This is a genomic window from Protofrankia sp. Cr1, from assembly GCF_963555865.1.
Classification (GTDB): Bacteria; Actinomycetota; Actinomycetes; order Frankiales; family Frankiaceae; genus Protofrankia.
Map to the genome: position 1 here is coordinate 1 of NZ_CAUVXO010000028.1, position 3805 is coordinate 3805.

A 3805-nucleotide genomic window follows, 5' to 3' on the forward strand; every position below is an offset into this window, starting at 1 on the left:
GCGAGACCGATCAACAGGAAGAGCAGCCCACCACACATCGGGAAGCTGAGTGCGTCAAAGGTCGCAAAGCTGACCATTGCCGCGGCGATGGCCGCCGCAACCGCCTGGGCAAGATCCTTACGAATGGGGTCGTCGTTACGGCGGCGTGCACCGCGCGCGGTGAAGATTCCGATCAGGAAGGTCAACAGCAACAGGACCAGGCCGATCAGCCCGGCATCCACGATGGTCATCAGATACTGGTTGTCCAGGAACCGGTACATGCTCGGGATGAACGTACGAAAACCCCGCCCGAACAGCGGATGCAACGCAATGTACTTCGCGGCCGCCGCATAGTCCTCGGTCCGGCCCTTGGTGCTCGGGTCGTTGCTGATGTTTGTGAACAGGCTCGTGATCGTACCAAGCAGTCCGGGAATCATCAGTCGCATGCCGACGAGAAACAGCGGCATCACCTTGAGCGTGGCCAGGCGCCGCCGGCGGTCCCAGCTCGGGATAATGAAAAGGGCAACCACCGCGATGGCAAGAATTGCCGACCGTGACACCGACATGGGCAGCGCGACACCGATGCTGCCCGCGGCGAACCACCGCCGCATCTTCACCTTCCCCGGCGGTGCGGCAAACGCGCGGCTCAGTGCGAGAGGAAACAGCATCGCCAGTACCACACCGAACTCGATCGGATGGCTCGCGGTCCCGGTGATCCGGCGGAATATCGACCGGGCGGAGATGAGATCGAGGGTCCCGTTGACCCGCAGACCCGGAACGTGGATGTAGCCGGCGATGTTGAGGCCGATCGAGAACTGCAGCATACCGAGGACCGCGAGGAAGACACCCATCCCGATGAGACGGCCGATCAGATCGTCCAACCGGCTCCACGACCGGATGCCGTCCGCGGTTATCAGGGCCACACCGGCCCAGGTCGCCAACAGCAATAATCCACGGTCGGCGGCGCGGAGTTCCTCGGGGACGATATCCGGCCGCATCGCACCAGCCGCGTAACTTCCCAACACCATGGCGGACAGGAACACCATCGCAATACGGACCGGCTGTGGCCCCGATGCCACACCCCCGAAGGGCAGCATGACCGCGAGGATCCACCAGAACAGGCAGACCATTCCCAACAGATTGGCCGGCGTACCTGCGGCACCAAGAGGACCGAAGATCAGCTGTGACGGAATACCGAGAAGGAGCAGAACATAAAGCGATAACAAAGAGGTGACATCCACATATGGCAGATGAACACGGGGCGACACGCGCCGGGCGATACCGAAGGGCAGACCATGCATTGGCCGGCCTACTTGTCGGAACGGCGACGCAGGCCTACCAGAACCATCGTGGTCTCACGTGTGTCCCGTGGCTGCACCGGGCCCTGCGCCTCGTCGTCCCCCTCGTCATCCCAGTCCAACTCCTCCAGATCCTCGGAACCAGGGTCGCCGCTGTCGTCTTCCTCCAGATCATCGACGCCGCGTCCCTTGGCGGACGTCCCGGACTTACGGGAACCGCCCCGCGACCGGGCGGCACCCTTCGAACCCGCATCCCCCCGCGAGCCGGCGGTACGCCGGCCGCGGACCACGGCGGCCAAGGCCGCGCGCCGGCCGGTAAAGGCCCCCTCAGCGACGAAACACATCGTGACCGATAGAATGCCACCGAGCGCGACTACACCGAGTAGCGCCCGGGTCTGGCTCCCATGGAGTTCATCGGGCGCGGTCGGGGAAATAAGCTGACTGGCCCGGATCATTGCGCTCTTCGGGACGTTCTGCATGACCTGCAGCTTTTCAAGCTCGGTCCCGGCCACCTTCACCAGCACGGAGGCGGTGTTGGTCGCGGCGGCAGGTGAAGTGTCCGTGGCGGCAATCTCGAGAACCGGAGAACCGTCGGCCACCAGCGCGATGGTGTAGGGCGAGGTGGCGTGTGCGGCCTTGAGCTCCTGTCGAACGCCTTCGGTCGCCATGATCCGAGTAAGAACGTCTGCGGTGTTACCCAGCGGAATGGACAGATACGGGTTTCGGCTCCCCGCCGTGCTGGTGGTACCGGAGTCCGACGTCGGCGGAAGTACCACCACCGCCGCATGGGCTTCGAATGTCGGACCGATGGTGGCGTGCACGCCCACCCCGGCCAGGCCAGTCAGAATAATCCCGATGATCAGGATATACCAGCGACGGACAAGAACCCCGATGAAATCCGAAAAGTACACTCGTGCCCTCGCCCCCCAGCGCGGGTCAGCATTGCGCCGACACCGGATCAGGTCCAAGATACACGGCCGACATCAGAGCGAGAAGGGCACTGGAGCTTTTCGTGCCGATGCACGACAAGCGACAACAACCCAACACGATACCAAGCCGCGCCCCTCGCCGCCACTATTTGAGCTCAGGAAGATGAACGCCCTGCGATGAGAGCGGACCGCGCCGCCGGCCCGCCCAGGTGGGCAGGCGGGCAGTGGGCAGGCGGGCAGTGGGCAGGCGGGCAGTGGGCGGCGCCGGTGCACGTCGACCCGGATTGCCGCCGTACATCCAACCGATCATCCTAATGATCAATGCACGCTCGACGGACGCGCGCCAGCTACGATAACCATGCGTTATGAGACCGGAGTCACAGGAGTAGCCGCGGGCTCACCTGAGGACTGCGACGCCGGTCGGAACAGGACGTCGGTCCAGTAGTTGGAGTCGCGGTAGGTCGTCTCAGGAAAGCCGCCGCCGTAGTGGTACACCCCGCTGGTCGCCCCGGCGACGCGCAACGGCCCGCTGACCGGCACGACCTGATCGAAGAACTCGGGGGTCGCCGAGTAATGGCCCGTCGGCGCGAAATACGAGGCCGTGTACGTGGTGGCCACCTGTACCGACACGGGCCTGGCCAACATCACCACCTGCCAGCCGGTGTCGCTTTCGCCGGTGGCGGTGGCGGTGGCCAGTCGCTCACCGGCACCTGACCACAGACTGACCGTATGGTCGCCGATATTGTCGGGGCCCTTGTAGAACCGTATTCCAAGGATTTCGCCCGGGATGTCGACACGGAACCGGAGCCCGACCTCGACCGCGGCGGGGTCCGGATCAGCCTCGGGCACGGGCTTCGCGTCGTTGTCCCAAAGGGAGATCAGTTGCGACTGCGCCCGTGGGGTCGGGCTCGCCGAAGGCCTCGGCCTGTCCCCGACGGAACCGGCGCAGCCAGCGGCCGCGAGCCCCACCGCGCCCAGGAGCAGGACCGCTACGACCCGAGGCCAATACCGGTGGTACCCACCGCCGCCGCGTGCCCCGGGAACCCGAACCGTGCCCGTCGCGGAAAAGCCGTGATCGAACGCGTGTCGGCCCCTTGGCCGCCACGCCCGACCGGACCCGTGCGCGGATCGACCGGTAACCCCGCGCGAAGGACGAATGGAGGTCGTCATATAGACATATCCTTTGGTCGGGACACCGATTCAAATGATCGCCTGCTGGCGACGCGACCGATGCGCAATGAACACGCTGCATATGCCCGGAAGCAGTACCGTCGCCGACGGTGATGCATCCATCGCCTCACGCGATTCACTCCGGGAGTGCGCACTGCACAGCCGTCCCGGACGGAGCAACGAGGCAACACGGCGTTGTCGTCGTGTTGTTTCCAGCTGATGCCAACGACGATATTAAAGATGATCGGCATAGACCATAGCAGAACCGTGCTTCGATGAGCGTCACAGCATGGCCGCGACACCGACCGGCCAGTCGCAGATGGGGGAACCATGCCGCACATGCCGGCACACGCGTCAACACCCGGGGTGCCATCCCCGCCGACCCTGGCCGAACCGGCTCAGGGTCCCTCCGCCAACAACCAGGGCGCC

At 64.9% G+C, this 3805-nt stretch carries 3 protein-coding genes; all 3 read right to left on the reverse strand.

The genetic code is table 11. The features are described 5' to 3' along the window. On the reverse strand, nucleotides 1–1205 hold a 1205-nt coding region (locus tag U9980_RS04745), incomplete at its 3' end, for an O-antigen ligase family protein (protein ID WP_322766849.1). Between the two features lie 83 nt (nucleotides 1206–1288). Beyond that, entirely contained in the window at nucleotides 1289–2188 is a 900-nt protein-coding gene (locus U9980_RS04750) for a hypothetical protein (RefSeq protein WP_322766850.1), read from the reverse strand. A 381-nt stretch (nucleotides 2189–2569) separates the two neighbouring features. Next, on the reverse strand, nucleotides 2570–3055 hold the full coding sequence (locus tag U9980_RS04755) for a DUF4082 domain-containing protein (RefSeq protein WP_322766851.1): 486 nt from the start codon (nucleotides 3053–3055) through the stop codon (nucleotides 2570–2572). Between the last annotated feature and the right edge of the window lie 750 nt (nucleotides 3056–3805).